The following is a 25,031-nucleotide window of genomic DNA, read 5'->3' as shown; positions in this document are numbered from 1 at the left end:
AAGTATTTTCCGAGGCTCCTCCTTTCATTTTGTCCCATGTGTTGGGAGGGGCCTTTTTTACCTGGAGATATGACTATGAACGTTATTGCAATATTGAATCACATGGGGGTTTATTTTAAAGAAGAACCCATCCGTGAACTTCATCGCGCGCTTGAACGTCTGAACTTCCAGATTGTTTACCCGAACGACCGTGACGACTTATTAAAACTGATCGAAAACAATGCGCGTCTGTGCGGCGTTATTTTTGACTGGGATAAATATAATCTCGAGCTGTGCGAAGAAATTAGCAAAATGAACGAGAACCTGCCGTTGTACGCGTTCGCTAATACGTATTCCACTCTCGATGTAAGCCTGAACGATCTGCGTTTACAGATTAGCTTCTTTGAATATGCGCTGGGTGCTGCTGATGATATTGCTAACAAGATCAAGCAGACCACTGACGAATATATCAACACTATTCTGCCTCCGCTGACTAAAGCACTGTTTAAATATGTTCGTGAAGGTAAATATACTTTCTGTACTCCTGGTCACATGGGCGGTACTGCATTCCAGAAAAGCCCGGTAGGTAGCCTGTTCTATGATTTCTTTGGTCCGAACACCATGAAATCTGATATTTCCATTTCAGTATCTGAACTGGGTTCTCTGCTGGATCACAGTGGTCCACACAAAGAAGCAGAACAGTATATCGCTCGCGTCTTTAACGCAGACCGCAGCTACATGATGACCAACGGTACTTCCACTGCGAACAAAATTGTTGGTATGTACTCTGCTCCGGCAGGCAGCACCATTCTGATTGACCGTAACTGCCACAAATCGCTGACCCACCTGATGATGATGAGCGATGTTACGCCAATCTATTTCCGCCCGACCCGTAACGCTTACGGTATTCTTGGTGGTATCCCACAGAGTGAATTCCAGCACGCTACCATTGCTAAGCGCGTGAAAGAAACACCAAACGCAACCTGGCCGGTACATGCTGTAATTACCAACTCTACCTATGATGGTCTGCTGTACAACACCGACTTCATCAAGAAAACACTGGATGTAAAATCCATCCACTTTGACTCCGCGTGGGTGCCTTACACCAACTTCTCACCGATTTACGAAGGTAAATGCGGTATGAGCGGTGGCCGTGTAGAAGGGAAAGTGATTTACGAAACCCAGTCTACTCACAAACTGCTGGCGGCGTTCTCTCAGGCTTCCATGATCCACGTTAAAGGTGACGTAAACGAAGAAACCTTTAACGAAGCCTACATGATGCACACCACCACCTCTCCGCACTACGGTATCGTGGCGTCCACTGAAACCGCTGCGGCGATGATGAAAGGCAATGCAGGTAAACGTCTGATCAACGGTTCCATTGAACGTGCGATCAAATTCCGTAAAGAGATCAAACGTCTGAGAACGGAATCTGATGGCTGGTTCTTTGATGTATGGCAGCCGGATCATATCGATACCACTGAATGCTGGCCGCTGCGTTCTGACAGCACCTGGCACGGCTTCAAAAACATCGATAACGAGCACATGTATCTTGACCCGATCAAAGTCACCCTGCTGACTCCGGGGATGGAAAAAGACGGCACCATGAGCGACTTCGGTATTCCGGCCAGCATCGTGGCGAAATACCTCGACGAACATGGCATCGTTGTTGAGAAAACCGGTCCGTATAACCTGCTGTTCCTGTTCAGCATCGGTATCGATAAGACCAAAGCACTGAGCCTGCTGCGTGCTCTGACTGACTTCAAACGTGCGTTCGACCTGAACCTGCGTGTGAAAAACATGCTGCCGTCTCTGTATCGTGAAGATCCTGAATTCTATGAAAACATGCGTATTCAGGAACTGGCTCAGAATATCCACAAACTGATTGTTCACCACAATCTGCCGGATCTGATGTATCGCGCATTTGAAGTGCTGCCGACTATGGTAATGACTCCATATGCTGCGTTCCAGAAAGAGCTGCACGGTATGACCGAAGAAGTTTACCTCGACGAAATGGTAGGTCGTATTAACGCCAATATGATCCTTCCGTATCCGCCGGGAGTTCCTCTGGTAATGCCGGGTGAAATGATCACCGAAGAAAGCCGTCCGGTTCTGGAGTTCCTGCAGATGCTGTGTGAAATCGGCGCTCACTATCCGGGCTTTGAAACCGATATTCACGGTGCATACCGTCAGGCTGATGGCCGCTATACCGTTAAGGTATTGAAAGAAGAAAGCAAAAAATAATTAGCTCGTACAAGGGAAGTGGCTTGCCACTTCCCTTTTTTGCTCATAAGGAGAACACATGAAAACACCCTCACAGCCGCGCGCGATATACTATATCGTGGCGATCCAAATCTGGGAGTACTTCAGTTTTTACGGCATGCGTGCCTTACTCATTCTCTATCTCACCCATCAGCTTGGTTTTGATGATAACCATGCCATCAGCCTGTTCAGCGCATATGCTTCTCTGGTTTACGTTACCCCTATTCTCGGCGGCTGGCTTGCCGACCGCCTGCTCGGCAACCGCACTGCAGTGATTGCCGGCGCGCTGTTAATGACCCTTGGCCATGTGGTGCTGGGCATTGATACAAATTCAACCTTTAGCCTGTATCTGGCGCTGGCAATCATTATTTGTGGCTACGGTTTATTCAAATCAAACATCAGCTGTTTGCTTGGCGAGCTCTACGACGAGAACGATCATCGACGTGATGGCGGTTTTTCGCTGCTGTATGCTGCGGGCAATATCGGTTCTATCGCCGCGCCCATCGCCTGCGGCCTGGCTGCTCAGTGGTATGGTTGGCATGTTGGCTTTGCCCTTGCGGGAGGCGGCATGTTTATCGGTTTGTTGATTTTCTTAAGTGGTCATCGTCATTTCCAGTCCACGCGTAGTATGGATAAAAAAGCGCTCACTAGCGTCAAATTTGCCTTACCAGTATGGAGCTGGTTAGTGGTGATGCTCTGTTTAGCCCCAGTATTTTTTACCCTGCTGCTGGAGAACGACTGGTCCGGATATTTGCTGGCGATCGTTTGCCTCATTGCCGCACAAATCATTGCCCGCATGATGATCAAATTCCCCGAACACCGCCGTGCTCTTTGGCAAATTGTATTGTTGATGTTTGTCGGGACGTTGTTCTGGGTACTGGCACAACAGGGCGGCAGTACCATCAGCTTGTTTATCGATCGCTTTGTGAATCGTCAGGCATTCAATATTGAAGTACCTACAGCACTATTCCAGTCGGTGAATGCTATTGCGGTGATGCTCGCTGGGGTTGTTCTGGCCTGGCTGGCGTCGCCAGAAAGCCGCGGCAATTCAGCATTGCGCGTCTGGCTGAAGTTTGCCTTTGGCTTACTGCTGATGGCTTGTGGCTTTATGTTGCTGGCATTTGATGCCCGACATGCAGCGGCTGGCGGTCAAGCGTCAATGGGCGTGATGATATCCGGGCTGGCGCTAATGGGCTTTGCTGAACTCTTTATTGACCCGGTGGCGATTGCGCAAATCACGCGTCTGAAAATGTCTGGCGTATTAACCGGTATTTATATGCTGGCAACAGGCGCGGTCGCCAACTGGCTGGCAGGCGTCGTGGCACAGCAGACGGCAGAGTCGCAAATTAGCGGTATGGCAATTGCCGCTTACCAGCGATTCTTTTCTCAGATGGGAGAGTGGACGTTGGCTTGTGTCGCGATCATCGTGGTATTGGCCTTTGCTGCCCGTTTTCTGTTTAGCACGCCGACGAATATGATACAGGAGAGCAACGATTAACTGTCGTAAAAACAATTGGTTATGAATAAATTAACTTTCAGTTTATCACACTAGTAAATCGAGATTAATAAGTCATTTAAACCATTTTGATGGTTATTTATTAGTGATATCAACTTGAGGTAAGCGTTAGTTTCGATAAGATAAACTGAGTTATTAATAGTCGAGGCAGATAATACAGTGTACCGATCTGTCTCTTTATCTACGCTAAATTGAAAGCTGGATTTAGAGGAACCAAAATGTCTGAACGAGAAACACGGGGAGCCAATGAGGCTATTGATTTTAACGATGAACTGAGAAATCGCCGCGAAAAACTGGCGGCACTACGTCAGCAAGGTGTGGCGTTTCCCAATGATTTTCGCCGCGACCATACCTCTGACCAGTTGCACGAAGAGTTTGATGCGAAGGATAACCAGGAACTGGAATCCTTAAACATTGAAGTCTCGGTTGCTGGCCGAATGATGACCCGTCGTATTATGGGGAAAGCCTCCTTTGTAACGTTGCAGGATGTCGGTGGCCGTATTCAACTGTACGTTGCAAGAGATAGCCTGCCAGAAGGTGTTTATAACGATCAGTTTAAAAAATGGGACCTCGGCGACATTATCGGTGCCCGCGGTACGCTGTTTAAGACGCAAACGGGTGAGCTTTCCATTCACTGTACTGAGTTACGCCTGCTGACTAAGGCACTGCGTCCATTGCCGGATAAATTCCATGGCTTACAGGATCAGGAAGTCCGTTATCGTCAACGTTATCTGGACCTCATCGCTAACGATAAATCCCGTCAAACGTTTGTTGTCCGTTCAAAAATTCTGGCCGCTATCCGTCAGTTCATGGTCGCGCGCGGCTTTATGGAAGTAGAAACCCCGATGATGCAGGTAATTCCAGGTGGGGCATCTGCTCGCCCGTTTATTACCCATCATAACGCTCTGGATTTAGATATGTACCTGCGTATCGCGCCGGAGCTGTATCTGAAACGTCTGGTTGTAGGCGGTTTTGAACGGGTATTCGAAATCAACCGTAACTTCCGTAATGAAGGTATTTCTGTTCGTCATAATCCTGAGTTCACGATGATGGAACTCTACATGGCGTATGCGGATTACCACGATTTGATTGAACTGACGGAATCACTGTTCCGCACTCTGGCACAAGAGGTACTGGGTACCACTAAAGTCACTTATGGCGAGCATGTGTTTGATTTCGGCAAACCGTTTGAAAAACTCACCATGCGCGAAGCAATCAAAAAATATCGTCCAGAAACCGATATGGCCGACCTGGATAATTTTGATGCTGCTAAAGCATTAGCTGAATCTATCGGAATTACGGTAGAGAAAAGCTGGGGGCTGGGACGTATTGTCACAGAGATCTTTGATGAAGTGGCAGAAGCACATCTGATTCAGCCAACCTTTATTACGGAATATCCGGCAGAAGTGTCCCCGCTGGCGCGCCGTAATGATGTTAACCCGGAAATCACCGACCGTTTTGAATTCTTCATCGGTGGTCGTGAAATTGGTAATGGTTTTAGCGAATTAAACGACGCAGAAGATCAGGCTGAACGTTTCCAGGAACAGGTTAACGCTAAAGCTGCAGGTGACGACGAAGCCATGTTCTATGACGAAGATTACGTGACTGCGCTGGAATATGGTCTGCCGCCAACCGCTGGTCTGGGTATTGGTATCGACCGAATGATTATGCTGTTTACTAACAGCCATACTATTCGCGACGTTATTCTCTTCCCGGCGATGCGCCCACAGAAATAAATTTCACTTAAATGAACGAAGCAGTCAGGCGACTGCTTCGTTCGTCGTTCCGCAAATCCAGTTTTGAGGAGAGACGCTTCGTTTCAAGATAACCAGCGGGTCCACTCAACTACAACTCCTAAAAGAGAGAAAAAAGTAATGCCACAGGTAAACTCATTGGCCAGGTTATTCCGACCAGGAATGCGCTAAGTAAACGAATATGTGTTTTCTCATGTGAGATAAACCAGATAATGACAAAGGATATGTTCACACCAATCACATAAAAAATTAATATTTTAGAGAATAGTGCCATTTTTTATGTTCTTCTTATCCTTCCTGGCTACTTGTAAAACTGACGGAAATAGTCATCAACGGTCATAATGTTGAGGTCAAAATCAATATCCGGTAAGTCTAAGCATTTAAGCCTGATTAAATCTTCGATTTCACTTGCGGCTAACGATGTCGTTATTGCGAAGGAATTTTCATTCAATTGTCGTGGTATCCCATATTCATCAGCCACGATAGAGGAGAAATTCATATCATACATCAATGATCTTAACCTTAAGAACACTGAGGAATAAGATGATGGATAATCAAAAGAAACAACATAAGTATTGAACTTGTTTTTACCTTCCATAATATGACTCCTATCAATATTGAACACTCTGGGGACGCAAAACTTATTAACCCCGATCGATGATTTTCATATAGGAGATATTCTTTTTTTTTTGCTCAGTAAAGGGGATGACTTGGGACAAAAAAACGCTCTCTCTGACCATTCTTTGTGCATCCCCCTACCCTTCAGATACTCTCCTGCATCCCCCCGCGGAGAGCATGAAAAATATTGTGACTCTGTACTCTCCCATCAACTGCGAATATCATCATACTCCCGTGTTTTATCAAATTCGTGTTTCGCAAATGGGCATAGTGGGATAATTTTTCGTTTTTCCCGACGCATTTTTTCCACGACTTTCGCAACCAGCTGTTTACCAATCCCTTGCCCTTTCAGGCTTTCATCGACATCGGTATGTTCGATAATCGCTAAATTCTCTCCGGTCGGCACAAAGACAATTTCAGCGATTTGCTTGCCCTGTTCGTCATTAATGTAAAATTTATTGTGGCCTTCGCGTATTTCCATTTTACCCTCGCTTATTTATGACGGTATTTCAGCGCGCCGCTCGGGCACGTATCAATCACTTTAACCACAGTGGCAACGTCGACTTCATCCGGCATGATCCACGGCTTTCGTTTGAGATTAAATAACTTGCCGTTGCCACGTACGCAATTGCCAGAATGCTGACATATCGCAGTATTGAAATAGACATCGATCTTTTCGCCGGTATAACAGCGATAACCCCCGTCCAGTAGCGCCTGATCCATGACCTTCCCTCTCTCATCAGTATGGTTTTCACTATAAGCATAGCCCTGGAATCTTCATACAGCACTGGCAGTTTCCGTTGCCAGACTCTCTTCCCCTATATAGCCAATCATTCTTACTCCCTTTGAATTACCCGCCTCATCAGAGATAATGCTTAAGAAATTTGTCACACAAGGAAGCTGATGAGACATTCATTGCCCTACCGCATATTACGCAAACGTCCGATGAAATTGAGTACCACAGTGATCTTAATGGTCAGCGCGGTACTGTTCTCGGTGCTATTGGTGGTGCATCTGATTTACTTCTCGCAAATCAGTGATATGACGCGAGACGGGCTAGCTAACAAGGCTCTGGCAGTAGCGCGTACCCTCGCCGACTCGCCGGAAATCCGGCAGGGCTTGCAGAAAAAACCGCAGGAGAGCGGCATCCAGGCCATCGCGGAAGCCGTGCGCAAACGCAACGATCTGCTATTTATTGTCGTTACCGATATGCAAAGTCTTCGCTACTCGCATCCTGAAGCCCAGCGTATTGGTCAGCCATTTAAAGGTGATGACATCCTTAAAGCGCTGAATGGCGAAGAAAATGTCGCTATCAATCGCGGTTTTCTGGCGCAGGCTTTACGCGTATTTACCCCCATCTACGATGAAAATCATAAACAAATTGGCGTGGTGGCGATCGGCCTTGAGTTAAGTCGCGTGACCCAACAGATCAATGACAGTCGCTGGAGCATTATCTGGTCGGTATTATTTGGCATGCTGGTCGGACTGATTGGCACCTGCATTCTGGTTAAAGTACTGAAAAAAATCCTTTTCGGCCTGGAACCCTACGAAATCTCCACGCTGTTTGAGCAACGCCAGGCTATGTTGCAGTCCATCAAAGAAGGCGTCGTTGCCGTGGACGATCGCGGCGAGGTCACGCTGATCAACGATGCCGCACAAGAATTGCTGAATTACCGTAAGTCGCAGGACGATGAGAAACTGTCGACGCTAAGCCACTCATGGTCACAGGTGGTAGATGTCTCGGAAGTGTTACGCGACGGTACGCCGCGCCGCGACGAAGAGATTACGATTAAAGACCGGCTATTACTGATCAATACCGTTCCGGTGCGCAGTAATGGCGTTATCATCGGTGCCATTTCAACCTTCAGGGACAAAACTGAAGTTCGTAAACTGATGCAGCGACTCGACGGTCTGGTCAACTATGCTGATGCACTTCGTGAACGATCCCACGAATTTATGAATAAATTGCATGTGATTCTCGGATTATTGCATCTGAAGAGTTATAAGCAGTTGGAAGATTACATTCTCAAAACAGCCAATAACTATCAGGAAGAGATTGGCTCTCTGCTGGGTAAGATCAAATCTCCGGTTATCGCTGGTTTTTTAATCAGCAAGATTAACCGCGCGACCGATTTAGGCCATACGCTGATTTTAAACAGTGAAAGCCTGCTGCCAGACAGCGGCAGTGAGGACCAGGTCGCGACGCTGATTACCACATTGGGAAATCTGATAGAAAACGCGCTGGAGGCATTAGGACCGGAACCCGGTGGCGAAATTAGCGTAACATTGCACTACCGTCACGGCTGGCTGCACTGTGAAGTTAACGATGATGGACCGGGGATCGCACCCGACAAAATCGATCACATTTTTGACAAAGGTGTCTCGACAAAAGGAAGCGAGCGAGGCGTCGGTTTAGCACTTGTCAAACAACAGGTAGAAAATCTCGGCGGCAGCATCGCCGTGGAATCGGAACCCGGGATTTTCACACAATTTTTTGTCCAGATACCCTGGGACGGGGAGAGGTCGAACAGATGATCAATGTATTAATTATCGATGACGACGCAATGGTCGCGGAGCTGAATCGCCGATACGTGGCACAAATCCCGGGCTTTCAATGCTGTGGAACGGCTTCGACGCTGGAGAAAGCCAAAGAGATTATTTTCAACAGCGACACGCCTATCGACCTGATATTGCTAGATATCTATATGCAAAAAGAGAACGGGCTCGATTTACTGCCTGTCCTGCATAACGCGCGTTGCAAAAGTGATGTGATTGTCATCTCTTCCGCTGCCGATGCAGCAACCATTAAAGATTCGCTGCATTACGGTGTTGTGGATTACCTGATCAAACCCTTCCAGGCTTCCCGCTTTGAAGAGGCGCTCACCGGCTGGCGGCAAAAGAAAATGGCGCTGGAAAAACATCAGTATTATGACCAGGCCGAGCTTGATCAGCTAATCCACGGCAGCAGCTCCAACGAGCAGGATCCTCGTCGCTTGCCAAAAGGCTTAACGCCGCAGACGTTACGCACGCTGTGCCAGTGGATTGACGCGCATCAGGACTATGAGTTTTCAACCGACGAGCTGGCTAACGAGGTTAACATCTCGCGTGTTTCATGCCGTAAATACCTCATCTGGCTGGTCAACTGCCACATCTTGTTCACCAGTATCCATTATGGCGTCACGGGGCGTCCGGTTTACCGTTACCGTATTCAGGCAGAACACTACTCACTACTGAAACAATATTGCCAATAACGGATCGCTGGTTATCTGTAAGTAATAATTATTACTGTAATGCAAAATATCCCTGGCACAAGTTACATCGTTCATCAGTAAAACTTGTGCCAGATCAAATATAATTATCCCTCCATCATCGTTAAAAATTAATATCTCTTCAGATGAACGGTGTTTTTAATTTCAAAACGCTAACAAAAGTTAATTAACTATTATGTCACCCACATTATGTGTATTTTTACCCACAAATGGGTAGATCAGATTAATCTATAAACCTAATGATACCTGCCCTGAGAACAAAAAACAGACCGATAAATATCAATAAGATAACAGCAAACAAAACATTAACATCTGCGCAGTACAAACTATAAACCCATCGCCAGAGAGTCTTTCTCTCTGAAAAAGCCGCTTATCACAGTGCATAAATTTGCCGCTGCTTTAATCAGCCAATATTCACTGTGAGGTATTTGCTCAAGCCGGTAACGACCAAACGGATATTTAGTCAGGCTCTGAAAACAGTTCATACAAAACAGAACGTGACTGTGATCTATTCAGCAAAAATTTAAATAGGATTATCGCGAGGGTTCACACATGTTATTTACTATCCAACTTATCATAATACTGATATGTCTGTTTTATGGTGCCAGAAAGGGGGGTATCGCGCTGGGTTTATTAGGCGGTATCGGTCTGGTCATTCTGGTCTTCGTCTTCCACCTTCAGCCAGGTAAACCACCGGTTGATGTCATGCTGGTTATCATTGCGGTGGTGGCGGCATCGGCGACCTTGCAAGCTTCGGGCGGTCTTGATGTCATGCTGCAAATTGCCGAGAAGCTGCTGCGTCGCAACCCGAAATATGTCTCAATTGTCGCGCCGTTTGTGACCTGTACGCTGACCATTCTTTGCGGTACGGGTCATGTGGTATACACCATTCTGCCGATCATCTACGACGTTGCTATTAAGAACAACATCCGTCCGGAACGTCCGATGGCGGCAAGTTCTATCGGTGCACAGATGGGGATTATCGCCAGTCCGGTGTCGGTTGCGGTCGTATCTTTGGTTGCGATGCTGGGTAATGTCACCTTTGATGGTCGCCATCTTGAGTTCCTCGACCTGCTGGCAATCACCATTCCATCGACGTTAATCGGTATCCTGGCGATCGGTATCTTCAGTTGGTTCCGCGGTAAAGATCTGGATAAAGACGAAGAGTTCCAGAAATTCATCTCCGTACCGGAAAACCGTGAGTATGTTTACGGTGATACCGCGACGCTGCTCGATAAAAAACTGCCGAAAAGCAACTGGCTGGCAATGTGGATCTTCCTCGGGGCAATCGCTGTAGTCGCCCTTCTTGGTGCTGATTCGGACCTGCGTCCATCCTTCGGCGGCAAACCGCTGTCGATGGTACTGGTTATTCAGATGTTTATGCTGCTGACCGGGGCGCTGATTATTATCCTGACCAAAACCAATCCCGCGTCTATCTCAAAAAACGAAGTCTTCCGTTCCGGTATGATCGCCATCGTGGCGGTGTACGGTATCGCATGGATGGCTGAAACCATGTTCGGTGCGCATATGTCTGAAATTCAGGGCGTACTGGGTGAAATGGTGAAAGAGTATCCGTGGGCCTATGCCATTGTTCTGCTGCTGGTTTCCAAGTTTGTAAACTCTCAGGCTGCGGCGCTGGCGGCGATTGTTCCGGTCGCGCTGGCGATCGGCGTTGATCCGGCATACATCGTGGCTTCAGCACCGGCTTGCTACGGTTATTACATCCTGCCGACTTATCCGAGCGATCTGGCAGCGATTCAGTTTGACCGTTCCGGCACCACCCACATCGGTCGCTTCGTCATCAACCACAGCTTTATTCTGCCGGGGTTGATTGGTGTGAGCGTATCGTGCGTCTTCGGCTGGATCTTCGCCGCGATGTACGGGTTCTTATAAATGCACTTTGCGTGCCGCCCGTAACTACGCGGCACGCCATTTTCGAATAACAAATACAGAGTTACAGGCTGGAAGCTATGTCAAACAAACCCTTTATCTACCAGGCACCTTTCCCGATGGGGAAAGACAATACCGAATACTATCTACTCACTTCCGATTACGTTAGCGTTGCCGACTTCGACGGCGAAACCATCCTGAAAGTGGAACCAGAAGCCCTGACTCTGCTGGCGCAGCAAGCCTTTCACGACGCTTCCTTCATGCTCCGCCCGGCACACCAGAAACAGGTCGCGGCTATTCTTCACGATCCAGAAGCCAGCGAAAACGACAAGTACGTGGCGCTGCAATTCTTAAGAAACTCCGAAATCGCCGCCAAAGGCGTGCTGCCGACCTGCCAGGATACCGGCACCGCGATCATCGTCGGTAAAAAAGGCCAGCGCGTGTGGACCGGTGGCGGTGATGAAGAAGCGCTGTCGAAAGGCGTCTATAACACCTATATCGAAGATAACCTGCGCTATTCACAGAACGCGCCGCTGGACATGTATAAAGAGGTCAACACCGGCACGAACCTGCCTGCGCAAATCGACCTGTACGCGGTAGATGGCGATGAGTACAAATTCCTCTGTGTCGCTAAAGGCGGCGGCTCTGCCAACAAAACGTATCTCTACCAGGAAACCAAAGCCCTGCTGACGCCCGGCAAACTGAAAAACTTCCTCGTCGAGAAAATGCGTACCCTCGGTACTGCAGCCTGCCCGCCGTACCATATCGCGTTTGTGATTGGCGGTACGTCTGCGGAAACCAACCTGAAAACCGTCAAGTTAGCAAGCGCTCACTATTACGATGAACTGCCGACGGAAGGGAACGAACATGGTCAGGCGTTCCGCGATATCCAGCTGGAACAGGAACTGCTGGAAGAGGCCCAGAAACTCGGTCTTGGCGCGCAGTTTGGCGGTAAATACTTCGCGCACGACATCCGCGTTATCCGTCTGCCACGTCACGGCGCATCCTGCCCGGTAGGCATGGGCGTCTCCTGCTCCGCTGACCGTAACATTAAAGCGAAAATCAACCGCGAAGGTATCTGGATCGAAAAACTGGAACACAATCCAGGCCAGTACATTCCGGAAGAACTGCGCAAGGCCGGTGAAGGCGAAGCGGTGAAAGTTGACCTTAACCGCCCGATGAAAGAGATCCTCGCCCAGCTTTCGCAATACCCGGTATCCACCCGCTTGTCGCTCACCGGCACCATTATCGTGGGTCGCGATATTGCACACGCCAAGCTGAAAGAGCTGATTGACGCCGGTAAAGAACTGCCGCAGTACATCAAAGATCACCCGATCTACTACGCGGGTCCGGCGAAAACCCCTGCCGGTTATCCATCAGGTTCACTTGGCCCAACCACCGCAGGTCGTATGGACTCCTACGTGGATCTGCTGCAATCCCACGGCGGCAGCATGATCATGCTGGCGAAAGGTAACCGCAGTCAGCAGGTTACTGACGCGTGCCATAAACACGGCGGCTTCTACCTCGGTAGCATCGGCGGTCCGGCGGCGGTACTGGCGCAGCAGAGCATCAAGCATCTGGAATGCGTCGCTTATCCGGAGCTGGGTATGGAAGCTATCTGGAAAATCGAAGTAGAAGATTTCCCGGCGTTTATCCTGGTCGATGACAAAGGTAACGACTTCTTCCAGCAAATCGTCAACAAACAGTGCGCGAACTGCACTAAGTAACCTCTTCGGCCCAGCGCCTGGCAGCATGCTGCCAGGTGATCCCCCTGGGCCACCTCTTTTGCGATTGTAATTTCACGCTTGCTGGTGAATAGTCAGTATTTTCCCTGACTTGCGAACTCACCATGACCCGCACACTCAAGCCGTTAATTCTTAACACCGGCGCACTGACGCTAACGTTAATCCTGATTTATACCGGCATTTCGGCCCATGACAAACTCACCTGGCTGATGGAAGTGACACCGGTGATTATTGTCGTGCCGCTACTGCTTGCCTCCGCCAGACGTTATCCGTTAACGCCGCTGCTCTATACGCTCATTTTCCTTCACGCCATCATCCTGATGGTCGGCGGGCAATACACCTACGCGAAAGTCCCCGTTGGTTTTGAGGTACAGGAATGGCTGGGGTTGAGCCGTAATCCGTATGACAAACTGGGGCATTTTTTCCAGGGGCTGGTGCCTGCACTGGTGGCGCGAGAAATTCTCGTTCGCGGGATGTACGTGCGCGGACGTAAAATGGTGGCGTTTCTGGTCTGCTGCGTGGCGCTGGCGATAAGCGCGATGTATGAATTAATCGAGTGGTGGGCAGCGCTGGCAATGGGCCAGGGAGCGGATGATTTTCTCGGCACCCAGGGCGACCAATGGGACACGCAATCCGATATGTTCTGCGCGCTGCTTGGCGCATTAACGACGGTGATATTCCTCGCTCGCTTTCATTGCCGCCAGCTACGGCGCTTTGGCTTAATCACCAGAGCGCCGGAAGCGATAACCTCTTAACGGTGCAACCAGCCAGGCAGCCAGTCGCCGTGGGCAGCAATCAAGTCGTCAACAAGAGCATATATTTCGTCAATGCCCAGCACGGCGGCAGTATGCGGGTCCATCATCGCGGCGTGGTAAACACGGTCGCGATTTTCCGTAAGAATAGCTTCTGTCAGCAGCGTCTGTACGTTGATGTTGGTTTGCATCAGGGCGGCCAGATGCGAAGGTAACGTACCGACTTTGGTCGGCTGAATGCCATTAGCATCAACCAGACAGGCTACTTCCACGCAACATCCTTGTGGCAGGTTATCAATCAAACCATCGTTACGGACGTTGCCGTAAATCACACTCGGCTCGCCAGTCCAGATAGCGTTCATGATTGTGCTGGCATATTCCCGTGACGGTTTAATATCAATCCGGGAGGCGTTCTTATACTCCTCCAGCTCTTTATGCCAGTTCGCCAGCTGCTCGACGCAGCGTTTCGGGTACTCATCCAGCGGTACTTTATAACGCTCAATCAAATCCTCACGACCTGGCTTAATAAACCACGGTGTGTACTCAGCAAAATGTTCTGACGATTCTGTGACGAAGTAGCCCAGCTTTTTGAACATTTCGTAACGCACAATATTCTGGCAGCGAGTATTACCATGAATATTTGGCTTCGGTGCCTGCCCTGCTTCATAAGCCGCCAGCAATTCAGGATAGAGATTCACGTAGCTACCGTCTGCGGTTTTACGCTCCAGTTCCAGGTAAAACGCCATATGGTTGATACCTGCGCAACGGTAACGCAGCGTAGCCGGGTCGATATTGAGGTCACGCGCCAGCTCTTCCGCCGTTCCCTGCACCGAATGGCACAGCCCTACCTGTTTGATATGCGGATAGCGGGCATACATCGCCCAGGTATTCATCGCCATTGGGTTAACGTAGTTGAGCATGGTGGCATCGGGGCAGACTTCCGTCATGTCCTCGCAAATTTGCCACAGATGCGGAATGGTACGTAGCGCGCGCATAATACCGCCCGGCCCCAACGTATCGGCAATGGTTTGTTCCAGACCGTGGCGCTTACAGACCTCAAAATCAGTCACCGTGCAAGGTTCATAACCGCCAATCTGAAATGCCACCACGACAAAATCAGCATCCTGTAAGGCTTCTTTCTGTTGGGTGTGGCAGGTGATTTTGCCGCTGGCCCCTGCTGAATCCATCAGCTTACGCACCACAATGTGCGACTCTTCCAGGCGGGTGGGATCGATATCCATCAGGGCAATATGCGCCGTTTTCAGCGCCTCACGATGGAACACATCACCAAGAATATTTTTAACGAAAATCGTCGAACCAGCGCCGATAAATGTAATTTTAGGTGCAGACATCATGCAGATCTCCTGGCTTGCTTGAATAACTTCATCATGGCAGGCGAATCTGCAGAAAACCTCCGGCTTCCAGGTTGAGCATTCCCATAAACTCAGATCCTGCGTGAAGCAGCAGTAAATCTGAGTTTATGGGAATAAGTTACCTGAAAAGCAGAGTTTTCGGCCTCATGATGCTCGGACGCTCCCCTCGCCGCTGTGGGAAGAGGGTGAAAACCGTGCTCCCACTCGCAGTCATCCTCCCTCACTCCTGCCATAATTCTGATATTCCAGGAAAGAGAGCCATCCATGAATACAGATACGTTTATGTGCAGCAGCGACGAAAAACAGACCCGCAGCCCGCTGTCGCTGTATTCGGAATACCAGCGGATGGAGATTGAGTTTCGCGCACCGCATATCATGCCCACCAGCCACTGGCATGGTCAGGTCGAAGTGAATGTGCCTTTCGATGGCGATGTGGAATACCTGATCAACAATGAAAAAGTGAGTATCAATCAGGGACATATCTCGCTGTTCTGGGCCTGTACACCGCACCAACTAACAGATACCGGAACCTGTCAGAGCATGGCGATTTTTAATCTGCCGATGCATCTGTTTCTCTCCTGGCCGCTGGATAAAGACCTGATTAACCACGTTACTCACGGCATGGTGATCAAATCACTGGCGACACAGCAACTTAGCCCGTTTGAAGTGCGCCGCTGGCAGCAGGAATTAAACAGTCCGAACGAGCAAATTCGCCAGCTCGCCATTGATGAAATTGGCCTGATGCTCAAGCGATTTAGCCTCTCTGGCTGGGAACCGATTCTGGTCAATAAAACCTCGCGCACACACAAAAACAGCGTCTCGCGCCATGCGCAATTTTATGTCAGCCAGATGCTGGGCTTTATTGCCGAAAACTATGATCAGGCGCTGACCATCAACGATGTGGCTGAGCACGTCAAACTTAACGCCAACTATGCAATGGGGATATTCCAGCGGGTCATGCAATTGACAATGAAACAGTACATTACCGCGATGCGCATCAACCACGTTCGCGCGTTACTGAGCGATACCGATAAAAGTATTCTCGATATTGCCCTGACGGCAGGCTTTCGTTCGAGTAGCCGTTTTTACAGCACGTTCGGCAAATATGTCGGCATGTCGCCGCAACAATACCGCAAACTTAGCCAACAACGCCGCCAGGCGTTTCCCGGCTAAAGACGATATCAGTATCAGCCAAAAAAATAGTTTAGCCGTCGATAATAAGCAGTGAAAATAATTTAAAATGATCACATAACATGTTGTTTATAAAAGCAAATATTTCAAAAATGTTTGTTTTTCACGCGCTTTACAGCCCGAAAAGGCCGGAAGATACTTGCCCGCAACGAAGATTCCTTCATAACCGGGTAAGCAATGATGAAAGTATTAATTGTTGAAAGCGAGTTTCTCCATCAAGACACCTGGGTCGGTAACGCCGTTGAGCGTCTGGCAGATGCTTTAAGCCAGCAAAATGTTACCGTGATTAAATCCACCTCCTTTGATGATGGTTTTGCCATTCTCTCTTCAAACGAAGCCATTGACTGCCTGATGTTCAGCTATCAAATGGAACATCCGGACGAACATCAAAACGTCAGACAATTGATCGGTAAGCTTCATGAGCGCCAACAAAACGTGCCGGTCTTCCTGTTGGGCGATCGGGAAAAAGCCCTCGCCGCAATGGACCGGGATCTGCTGGAGCTTGTCGATGAATTCGCCTGGATTCTGGAAGATACCGCCGACTTTATCGCCGGACGCGCCGTTGCCGCGATGACCCGCTACCGCCAGCAGCTGTTGCCGCCACTGTTCAGCGCGCTGATGAAATATAGCGACATCCATGAATATTCCTGGGCAGCGCCAGGCCACCAGGGTGGCGTTGGTTTTACCAAAACACCCGCCGGACGTTTCTACCATGACTACTATGGTGAAAATCTGTTCCGCACCGACATGGGCATCGAACGGACTTCCCTCGGTTCTTTGCTTGACCATACTGGCGCATTTGGCGAAAGCGAAAAATATGCCGCACGCGTATTTGGTGCCGATCGCTCCTGGTCGGTAGTCGTCGGTACTTCCGGCTCTAACCGCACCATCATGCAGGCTTGCATGACCGATAACGATGTCGTGGTCGTTGACCGTAACTGCCATAAATCCATCGAACAAGGCTTGATGCTGACAGGCGCGAAACCGGTCTACATGGTGCCAAGCCGCAACCGCTACGGCATTATCGGGCCAATCTATCCGCAGGAAATGCAACCTGAAACCTTGCAGAAGAAAATCAATGAAAGCCCGCTGACTAAAGACAAAGCCGGGCAAAAACCGTCTTACTGCGTGGTGACCAACTGCACCTATGACGGCGTGTGTTATAACGCTAAAGAAGCACAGGATCTGCTGGAAAAAACCTCCGATCGTCTGCACTTTGACGAAGCCTGGTACGGCTATGCACGTTTCAACCCGATCTATGCCGATCACTATGCCATGCGCGGCGAACCTGGCGATCACAACGGTCCTACCGTTTTCGCCACCCACTCCACCCACAAACTGCTGAATGCGCTGTCACAGGCCTCTTATATTCATGTACGTGAAGGTCGTGGGGCGATTAACTTCTCCCGCTTCAACCAGGCCTACATGATGCATGCCACCACCTCCCCGCTGTATGCAATCTGCGCATCCAACGACGTGGCGGTGTCGATGATGGACGGCAACAGCGGCCTGTCACTGACCCAGGAAGTGATCGACGAAGCGGTTGATTTCCGTCAGGCGATGGCGCGGCTGTATAAAGAGTTCACCGCTGACGGTAGCTGGTTCTTCAAACCGTGGAACAAAGAAGTCGTCACCGACCCACAAACCGGCAAAACCTATGACTTTGCTGACGCACCAACCAAACTGCTGACCACCGTTCAGGACTGCTGGGTCATGCATCCTGGCGAAAGCTGGCACGGCTTCAAAGATATTCCGGATAACTGGAGTATGCTCGACCCGATTAAAGTCAGCATCCTTGCTCCGGGAATGGGTGAAGATGGTGAACTGGAAGAAACCGGTGTTCCGGCGGCGCTGGTCACTGCCTGGCTTGGTCGCCACGGCATTGTGCCTACCCGCACCACTGACTTCCAAATTATGTTCCTGTTTTCTATGGGCGTAACCCGTGGGAAATGGGGGACTCTGGTTAACACCCTTTGCTCCTTCAAACGCCACTATGACGCCAACACACCGCTGGCGCAGGTGATGCCGGAACTTGTTGAACAATATCCTGACACTTACGCGAACATGGGGATTCACGATCTGGGTGACACCATGTTTGCCTGGCTGAAAGGAAACAACCCTGGCGCACGGTTGAACGAAGCCTATTCCGGCCTGCCGGTGGCGGAAATCACCCCGCGAGAAGCGTACAACGCGATTGTCGACAACAATGTCGAACTGGTATCCATTGAAAACCTGCCAGGACGCATCGCGGCAAACTCAGTTATCCCGTATCCGCCAGGAATCCCGATGCTGCTGTCTGGTGAAAACTTCGGCGATAAAAACAGTCCGCAAGTAAGTTATTTACGCTCGCTGCAATCCTGGGACCATCATTTCCCTGGATTTGAACACGAAACAGAAGGGACAGAAATTATTGACGGTATTTACCACGTTATGTGTGTGAAAGCGTAACCACTATTTCGCTGAAGGCGTAATTGTTAAATAACATTACGCCGCCTGGCTTGAGGCCTTTTAAGTATGGCAACGTTTTCATAAAAATTGCTGCAAACAAAAAATGTCATGCTTTTTGCGCGGTCCCACCCCGCGCTTTTTTTTGCCTGTTATTTATCCTTTTTTTAGCCTGTAAAAAAATATGTACATGAGAAATTACTATAAAAATTTGTAATATTAGTAAAACTCGTTATTTTTATGCATGTTTATATTCATCATACAATTATATAACCATTTCCCGGTATCGCTTCGCTTTAGCGAGAACTGGTCTTTTATTCGCACTCAGGAGTACATGTATGAGGATTTGCAGCGACCAACCTTGTATTGTTTTATTGACTGAAAAAGATGTCTGGATAAGGGTGAATGGGAAAGAACCTATTAGCCTTAAAGCTAACCACATGGCGTTATTAAATTGTGAAAATAATATTATCGACGTCTCCTCTCTTAATAACACTTTGGTTGCTCATATTAGTCACGACATCATCAAAGATTACCTCCGGTTTCTGAATAAAGATCTCTCGCAAATACCAGTATGGCAACGTAGCGCTACGCCCATCCTCACCCTGCCATGCCTGACGCCAGACGTCTTTCGCGTTGCCGCGCAACATAGCATGATGCCCGCTGAAACTGAGTCAGAAAAGGAACGAACACGTGCATTATTATTCACTGTGCTATCCCGTTTTCTCGACAGTAAAAAATTCCTTTCACTAATGATGTATATGTTACGTAATTGTGTAAGTGACAGCGTTTATCAAATTATTGAAAGCGATATCCACAAAGACTGGAATCTTAGTATGGTAGCCAGTTGTTTATGTCTTAGCCCAAGTCTGTTAAAGAAAAAGCTGAAAAGCGAAAACACCAGTTATAGCCAAATAATCACCACCTGCCGCATGCGTTATGCCGTAAATGAATTAATGATGGACGGTAAAAATATCTCTCAGGTCTCACAGTCGTGTGGCTACAACAGTACGTCGTACTTTATTTCTGTCTTTAAAGACTTCTACGGTATGACGCCTCTGCATTATGTTAGTCAGCACAGAGAACGCACTGTCGCCTGATTTTTAACCTTAACGAAGAGCTATATTAATAACGGCATCAGCGATAACCCGGTCGATAATAATTCAACTATCGAATGCAGGCGTATGATATGACGTAATTTATTGTCACGAAGCTCGCCTTCGCAGGAGTTTAATTATGTCTTCGGATGCTGATGCTCACAAAGTGGGCTTAATCCCCGTCACCCTGATGGTGTCGGGGAATATTATGGGGTCAGGTGTTTTTCTGTTACCTGCAAACCTGGCCTCCACTGGCGGGATTGCCATTTATGGATGGTTGGTGACGATTATCGGTGCGCTGGGGCTCTCGATGGTATACGCCAAAATGTCGTTCCTCGACCCAAGTCCTGGTGGTTCTTACGCTTACGCCCGCCGCTGCTTTGGCCCGTTTCTCGGTTATCAAACCAACGTCCTCTACTGGCTGGCCTGCTGGATCGGCAATATCGCCATGGTGGTCATTGGCGTAGGATATTTAAGTTACTTCTTCCCGATTCTGAAAGATCCACTGGTATTAACCATCACCTGCGTCGTGGTGCTGTGGATCTTCGTCCTGCTGAACATTGTCGGTCCGAAAATGATCACCCGCGTGCAGGCCGTTGCCACCGTGCTGGCGCTGATCCCCATCGTCGGGATTGCCGTATTTGGCTGGTTCTGGTTCCGTGGTGAAACCTATATGGCGGCATGGAACGTCAGCGGCCTGGGCACCTTCGGCGCGATTCAAAGTACCCTTAACGTTACGCTGTGGTCGTTCATCGGTGTGGAAAGTGCCTCCGTTGCCGCAGGTGTGGTGAAAAACCCGAAACGCAACGTCCCTATCGCCACCATTGGTGGGGTATTGATTGCCGCCGTTTGCTATGTGCTCTCCACCACCGCGATTATGGGGATGATCCCTAATGCCGCACTGCGCGTTTCTGCTTCGCCATTCGGTGATGCCGCACGGATGGCGTTGGGTGACACCGCCGGGGCCATTGTTTCCTTCTGCGCAGCTGCGGGTTGCTTAGGTTCACTGGGCGGCTGGACGTTGCTGGCGGGTCAAACGGCGAAAGCCGCTGCCGATGACGGACTGTTCCCACCGATTTTTGCCCGTGTAAATAAAGCGGGCACGCCAGTGGCGGGGCTGATTATCGTCGGTATTTTGATGACCATCTTCCAGCTCAGTAGCATTTCGCCAAACGCGACTAAAGAGTTCGGTCTGGTTTCTTCCGTGTCGGTCATCTTTACACTGGTGCCATATCTTTACACCTGTGCGGCGTTACTGCTACTCGGACACGGTCACTTTGGTAAAGCACGCCCGGCATATCTGGCAGTGACTACCATTGCCTTCCTCTACTGCATCTGGGCCGTGGTGGGGTCCGGGGCGAAAGAGGTTATGTGGTCATTTGTCACCCTGATGGTCATCACCGCCATGTATGCGCTGAATTACAACCGGCTGCATAAAAACCCGTATCCCTTAGATGCACCAATAAGCAAAGATTAATTCCCCTTAATCCAGCAAACATAAAAGCCAACCTTAAGAACTTAAGGTTGGCTTAATTTTGCTTTGCGAGCATATGCGCACTTTGTTCGATGGAAACACCGTGATGTTGAAGCGCCTACTAAAAAGACCCTCTTTGAATTTACTCGCCTGGCTATTGTTAGCCGCTTTTTATATCTCTATCTGCCTGAATATTGCCTTTTTTAAACAGGTGTTGCAGGCGCTGCCGCTGGACTCGCTGCATAACGTACTGGTTTTCTTGTCGATGCCGGTCGTCGCCTTCAGCGTGATTAATATTGTCCTGACACTAAGCTCTTTCTTGTGGCTTAATCGACCGCTGGCCTGCCTGTTTATTCTGGTCGGCGCAGCTGCACAATATTTCATAATGACTTACGGCATCGTCATCGACCGCTCGATGATTGCCAATATTATTGATACCACTCCGGCAGAAAGTTATGCGTTGATGACACCGCAAATGTTATTAACGCTGGGATTCAGCGGCGTGCTTGCTGCGCTGATTGCCTGCTGGATTAAAATCAAACCAGCCGCCTCGCGCCTGCGCAGTGTTCTTTTCCGTGGAGCCAATATTCTGGTGTCTGTACTGCTGATTTTGCTGGTCGCCGCACTGTTTTATAAAGACTACGCCTCATTGTTCCGCAACAACAAAGAGCTGGTGAAGTCCTTAAGCCCCTCTAACAGCATTGTTGCCAGCTGGTCATGGTACTCCCATCAGCGACTGGCAAATCTGCCGCTGGTGCGAATTGGTGAAGACGCGCACCGCAACCCGTTAATGCAGAACGAAAAACGTAAAAATTTGACCATCCTGATTGTCGGCGAAACCTCGCGGGCGGAGAACTTCTCCCTCAACGGCTACCCGCGTGAAACTAACCCGCGGCTGGCAAAAGATAACGTGGTCTATTTTCCTAATACCGCATCTTGCGGCACGGCAACGGCAGTTTCAGTACCGTGCATGTTCTCGGATATGCCGCGTGAGCACTACAAAGAAGAGCTGGCACAGCACCAGGAAGGCGTGCTGGATATCATTCAGCGAGCGGGCATCAACGTGCTGTGGAATGACAACGATGGCGGCTGTAAAGGCGTTTGCGATCGCGTACCTCACCAGAACGTCACCGCGCTGAACCTGCCTGGTCAGTGCATCAACGGCGAGTGCTATGATGAAGTACTGTTCCACGGGCTGGAAGATTACATCAATAACCTGCAGGGTGATGGCGTGATTGTCTTACACACCATCGGCAGCCACGGCCCGACCTATTACAACCGCTATCCGCCGCAGTTCAGGAAATTTACCCCAACCTGCGACACTAACGAGATCCAGACCTGTACCCAAGAGCAACTGGTGAACACTTACGACAACACGCTGGTTTACGTCGACTATATTGTTGATAAAGCGATTAATCTGCTGAAAGAACATCAGGATAAATTTACCACCAGCCTGGTTTATCTTTCTGACCACGGTGAATCGTTAGGTGAAAATGGCATCTATCTGCACGGTCTGCCTTATGCCATCGCCCCGGATAGCCAAAAACAGGTGCCGATGCTGCTGTGGCTGTCGGAGGATTATCAAAAACGGTATCAGGTTGACCAGAACTGCCTGCAAAAACAGGCGCAAACGCAACACTATTCACAAGACAATTTATTCTCAACCTTATTGGGCCTGACTGGCGTTGAGACGAAGTATTACCAGGCTGCGGATGATATTCTGCAAACTTGCAGGAGAGTGAGTGAATGAAAATTCTGATTGTTGAAGACGATACGCTGTTATTGCAGGGATTGATTCTGGCGGCGCAAACCGAAGGCTACGCGTGCGATGGCGTGACAACCGCGCGGATGGCGGAACAAAGCCTTGAGGCCGGTCATTACAGCCTGGTGGTACTGGATTTAGGGTTACCCGACGAAGATGGACTGCATTTTCTCGCCCGTATCCGGCAGAAAAAATACACCCTGCCGGTACTGATCCTCACCGCTCGCGATACGCTGACCGACAAAATCGCCGGGCTGGATGTCGGTGCCGATGACTATCTGGTGAAGCCTTTTGCGCTGGAAGAGTTACACGCCCGTATCCGCGCCCTGCTACGACGCCATAATAATCAGGGCGAAAGTGAGCTGATTGTTGGCAATCTGACGCTGAATATGGGTCGCCGTCAGGTATGGATGGGCGGTGAAGAGTTGATTCTGACGCCCAAAGAATATGCTCTGCTGTCACGGTTAATGCTCAAAGCAGGCAGCCCGGTGCATCGGGAAATTCTCTACAACGACATCTATAACTGGGACAATGAACCCTCGACCAACACCCTGGAAGTGCATATCCACAATCTGCGCGACAAAGTGGGCAAAGCCCGTATCCGCACCGTGCGCGGATTTGGCTATATGCTGGTCGCAAATGAGGAAAACTAATTGAATCTGATGCGTTTTCTGCGCCGACCAATATCGCTGCGCCAACGGCTGATATTGACCATCGGGGCCATTTTGTTGGTGTTTGAGCTGATCAGCGTCTTCTGGCTATGGCATGAAAGTACCGAGCAGATTCAGCTGTTTGAGCAGGCGCTACGCGACAATCGTAACAACGATCGCCACATCATGCGTGAGATCCGCGAGGCGGTCGCCAGCCTGATTGTCCCCGGCGTCTTTATGGTCAGCCTGACGCTATTTATCTGCTATCAGGCGGTACGCCGCATCACCCGCCCGCTGGCGGAGCTGCAAAAAGAGCTGGAAGCGCGCACCGCCGACAACTTAACGCCCATTGCCATTCACAGCGCCACCCTCGAAATCGAAGCGGTGGTTTCGGCGTTAAACGATCTGGTCAGTCGCCTGACCAGCACGCTGGATAACGAAAGGTTGTTTACCGCTGACGTCGCGCACGAACTGCGAACGCCACTGGCGGGGGTGCGTTTGCATCTGGAACTGCTGGCGAAAACGCATCACATTGATGTAGCACCGTTAGTGGCACGACTTGATCAGATGATGGAGAGTGTCTCCCAGCTGCTGCAACTGGCGCGTGCCGGACAGTCATTTTCTTCCGGGAATTATCAACATGTAAAACTGCTGGAAGATGTCATTCTCCCCTCGTATGACGAACTCAGTACCATGCTCGACCAGCGCCAGCAAACCCTGCTATTGCCAGAGAGCGCCGCCGACATCACCGTTCAGGGTGATGCAACCCTGCTGCGGATGTTATTGCGAAACCTGGTAGAAAACGCCCATCGTTATAGCCCGCAAGGCAGCAACATTATGATTAAGCTGCAAGAAGATGGCGGAGCGGTCATGGCCGTTGAAGATGAAGGACCGGGTATTGATGAGAGTAAATGCGGGGAGTTGAGTAAAGCGTTTGTACGAATGGACAGCCGTTATGGCGGGATTGGTCTGGGGTTAAGTATTGTCAGCCGCATTACACAGTTGCATCACGGGCAGTTTTTCCTGCAAAACCGGCAAGAGACTTCTGGCACGCGGGCCTGGGTACGGCTGAAAAAAGATCAGTACGTGGCAAACCAGATATAAAGAAAGCTGCTGACCACCAGCACGCTGAACACGGTAGTTAAACTTTCATAAACACGGTTTTTCATTGCACTCTCCTCCGTTAACCTGGAGGAGAGTATGCGCGTCAGAGATTAAGTGAACCTTAAGAGTTCAATTGACCTGATAAGACAG

21 protein-coding genes are annotated in these 25,031 nt (G+C 49.5%); 15 read left to right on the top strand and 6 right to left on the bottom strand.

Annotation, left to right across the window (positions count from 1 at the left end; all coding sequences use genetic code 11):
- Positions 1–75: 75 nt before the first annotated feature.
- The 3 genes from cadA to lysS all read left to right on the top strand — a co-directional run bounded on the left by cadA (position 76) and on the right by lysS (position 5,493).
- Positions 76–2,223, top strand: coding sequence for a lysine decarboxylase CadA (gene cadA / locus ACJHYW_RS11800; protein WP_110826406.1), 2,148 nt, complete (start codon positions 76–78; stop codon positions 2,221–2,223).
- Positions 2,224–2,281: 58 nt separating this feature from the next.
- Positions 2,282–3,739, top strand: a complete 1,458-nt coding sequence (gene dtpC / locus ACJHYW_RS11795) for a dipeptide/tripeptide permease DtpC (protein ID WP_061092757.1) — start codon at positions 2,282–2,284, stop codon at positions 3,737–3,739.
- A gap of 236 nt (positions 3,740–3,975) precedes the next feature.
- Positions 3,976–5,493 carry a lysine--tRNA ligase gene (gene lysS / locus ACJHYW_RS11790; protein ID WP_000003806.1) on the top strand — a complete coding sequence of 506 codons (1,518 nt, stop codon included), beginning with the start codon at positions 3,976–3,978 and terminating at the stop codon, positions 5,491–5,493.
- Between the two features lie 118 nt (positions 5,494–5,611).
- On the opposite strand, the gene ghoT is transcribed toward lysS, so the two are convergent.
- The 4 genes from ghoT to yjdI form a co-directional block, all read right to left on the bottom strand.
- The gene (gene ghoT, locus ACJHYW_RS11785; protein WP_001173343.1) at positions 5,612–5,785 is read right to left on the bottom strand and encodes a type V toxin-antitoxin system toxin GhoT; all 174 of its coding nucleotides are present in this window, start codon (positions 5,783–5,785) and stop codon (positions 5,612–5,614) included.
- Positions 5,786–5,812: 27 nt separating this feature from the next.
- Positions 5,813–6,109, bottom strand: coding sequence for a type V toxin-antitoxin system endoribonuclease antitoxin GhoS (gene ghoS / locus ACJHYW_RS11780; protein WP_000398619.1), 297 nt, complete (start codon positions 6,107–6,109; stop codon positions 5,813–5,815).
- Positions 6,110–6,337: 228 nt separating this feature from the next.
- Positions 6,338–6,610 carry a GNAT family N-acetyltransferase gene (locus ACJHYW_RS11775; protein ID WP_000405647.1) on the bottom strand — a complete coding sequence of 91 codons (273 nt, stop codon included), beginning with the start codon at positions 6,608–6,610 and terminating at the stop codon, positions 6,338–6,340.
- An 11-nt stretch (positions 6,611–6,621) separates the two neighbouring features.
- Positions 6,622–6,852 carry a 4Fe-4S mono-cluster protein YjdI gene (gene yjdI, locus ACJHYW_RS11770; protein ID WP_000371704.1) on the bottom strand — a complete coding sequence of 77 codons (231 nt, stop codon included), beginning with the start codon at positions 6,850–6,852 and terminating at the stop codon, positions 6,622–6,624.
- A 180-nt stretch (positions 6,853–7,032) separates the two neighbouring features.
- On the opposite strand from yjdI, the gene ACJHYW_RS11765 reads away from it, so the two are divergent.
- The 5 genes from ACJHYW_RS11765 (at position 7,033) to ACJHYW_RS11745 (ending at position 13,788) form a co-directional block, all read left to right on the top strand.
- On the top strand, positions 7,033–8,664 hold the full coding sequence (locus ACJHYW_RS11765) for a sensor histidine kinase (RefSeq protein ID WP_061092758.1): 1,632 nt from the start codon (positions 7,033–7,035) through the stop codon (positions 8,662–8,664).
- Complete coding sequence (gene dcuR, locus ACJHYW_RS11760) at positions 8,661–9,380, top strand: two-component system response regulator DcuR (protein ID WP_000611288.1); 720 nt, start codon at positions 8,661–8,663, stop codon at positions 9,378–9,380. The genes ACJHYW_RS11765 and dcuR overlap by 4 nt, the downstream gene beginning before the upstream one ends.
- 570 nt (positions 9,381–9,950) lie before the next feature.
- The gene (dcuB, locus tag ACJHYW_RS11755) at positions 9,951–11,291 is read left to right on the top strand and encodes an anaerobic C4-dicarboxylate transporter DcuB (RefSeq protein ID WP_000899522.1); all 1,341 of its coding nucleotides are present in this window, start codon (positions 9,951–9,953) and stop codon (positions 11,289–11,291) included.
- Positions 11,292–11,368: 77 nt separating this feature from the next.
- Positions 11,369–13,015, top strand: coding sequence for a class I fumarate hydratase (fumB, locus tag ACJHYW_RS11750; RefSeq protein ID WP_000066697.1), 1,647 nt, complete (start codon positions 11,369–11,371; stop codon positions 13,013–13,015).
- 122 nt (positions 13,016–13,137) lie between these two features.
- The gene (locus ACJHYW_RS11745) at positions 13,138–13,788 is read left to right on the top strand and encodes a DUF2238 domain-containing protein (RefSeq protein WP_061092759.1); all 651 of its coding nucleotides are present in this window, start codon (positions 13,138–13,140) and stop codon (positions 13,786–13,788) included.
- On the opposite strand, the gene melA is transcribed toward ACJHYW_RS11745, so the two are convergent.
- Entirely contained in the window at positions 13,785–15,140 is a 1,356-nt protein-coding gene (melA, locus tag ACJHYW_RS11740) for an alpha-galactosidase (protein WP_000986622.1), read from the bottom strand. The two genes, ACJHYW_RS11745 and melA, sit on opposite strands and share 4 nt — an antisense overlap.
- Before the next feature lie 282 nt (positions 15,141–15,422).
- On the opposite strand from melA, the gene melR reads away from it, so the two are divergent.
- The 7 genes from melR to pmrB all read left to right on the top strand — a co-directional run bounded on the left by melR (position 15,423) and on the right by pmrB (position 24,881).
- A complete protein-coding gene (gene melR, locus ACJHYW_RS11735; protein ID WP_061092760.1) occupies positions 15,423–16,331 on the top strand; it encodes a transcriptional regulator MelR in 909 nt (302 codons plus the stop codon).
- Positions 16,332–16,529: 198 nt separating this feature from the next.
- Positions 16,530–18,797, top strand: coding sequence for an arginine decarboxylase (gene adiA, locus ACJHYW_RS11730; protein WP_077249154.1), 2,268 nt, complete (start codon positions 16,530–16,532; stop codon positions 18,795–18,797).
- Positions 18,798–19,132: 335 nt separating this feature from the next.
- Positions 19,133–19,894, top strand: a complete 762-nt coding sequence (adiY, locus tag ACJHYW_RS11725; RefSeq protein ID WP_001217059.1) for a DNA-binding transcriptional activator AdiY — start codon at positions 19,133–19,135, stop codon at positions 19,892–19,894.
- A 136-nt stretch (positions 19,895–20,030) separates the two neighbouring features.
- Positions 20,031–21,368 (top strand): arginine/agmatine antiporter, encoded by a 1,338-nt coding sequence (gene adiC / locus ACJHYW_RS11720; protein WP_000093154.1) that lies wholly within the window; start codon positions 20,031–20,033, stop codon positions 21,366–21,368.
- Between the two features lie 103 nt (positions 21,369–21,471).
- Positions 21,472–23,115, top strand: coding sequence for a phosphoethanolamine transferase EptA (gene eptA / locus ACJHYW_RS11715; RefSeq protein WP_032172171.1), 1,644 nt, complete (start codon positions 21,472–21,474; stop codon positions 23,113–23,115).
- Entirely contained in the window at positions 23,112–23,780 is a 669-nt protein-coding gene (basR, locus tag ACJHYW_RS11710) for a two-component system response regulator BasR (RefSeq protein WP_000697915.1), read from the top strand. The genes eptA and basR overlap by 4 nt, the downstream gene beginning before the upstream one ends.
- On the top strand, positions 23,781–24,881 hold the full coding sequence (pmrB, locus tag ACJHYW_RS11705) for a two-component system sensor histidine kinase PmrB (RefSeq protein ID WP_001052138.1): 1,101 nt from the start codon (positions 23,781–23,783) through the stop codon (positions 24,879–24,881). It abuts the gene before it with no gap.
- Here the strand turns inward: pmrB and pmrR are convergent.
- Complete coding sequence (pmrR, locus tag ACJHYW_RS11700) at positions 24,857–24,946, bottom strand: LpxT activity modulator PmrR (RefSeq protein ID WP_000797657.1); 90 nt, start codon at positions 24,944–24,946, stop codon at positions 24,857–24,859. The genes pmrB and pmrR overlap by 25 nt on opposite strands.
- Positions 24,947–25,031: the final 85 nt, after the last annotated feature.

This window comes from Escherichia sp. WS3063 (assembly GCF_046486595.1).
Classification (GTDB): Bacteria; Pseudomonadota; Gammaproteobacteria; order Enterobacterales; family Enterobacteriaceae; genus Escherichia; species Escherichia coli.
The sequence above is the reverse complement of the archived record's forward strand: the minus strand, read 5'-3'. Positions and strand labels throughout refer to the sequence as shown.